Here is a 385-nt window from a genome sequence, read left to right as displayed (position 1 = left end):
GGAAACCCACCTGAAAACGAGTATTCCCTATCAGAGCCGTGGAAGACGACCACGTTGATAGGACGGGTGTGGAAGTGCAGTAATGCATGAAGCTTACCGTTACTAATAGCTCGATTGGCTTGATCGTTCTCATTGCTTATGCTCATCAGCGCTGCTTGCAGCCGATGATGCTTCTCTTTTGTCCTGACGCGCTTCGCGCTCCGGACGGGCCGCCAAACGATTGGCGACGGCCTATCGGCCTGTATGGGTAGTCCCAGGCAGACGATGGCAAAGACGACGTGTTCAAATAAAGAAAACAGGCGAATGCCTGCCAGCTTCTCAATGATTGCCCTTAGCTGACCTGGTGGTTATGGCGGGGTGGCTGCACCCGTTCCCATTCCGAACA

General features: G+C 53.8%; 1 rRNA gene. It reads left to right on the top strand.

From position 1 onward, the window contains the following. Positions 1-127, top strand: a 23S ribosomal RNA gene (locus tag H6M51_RS24320); the annotation flags it as partial. Between the last annotated feature and the right edge of the window lie 258 nt (positions 128-385).

The organism is Rhizobium sp. AQ_MP (assembly GCF_014237835.1).
GTDB lineage: Bacteria > Pseudomonadota > Alphaproteobacteria > Rhizobiales > Rhizobiaceae > Allorhizobium.
The sequence above is the reverse complement of the archived record's forward strand: the minus strand, read 5'-3'. Positions and strand labels throughout refer to the sequence as shown.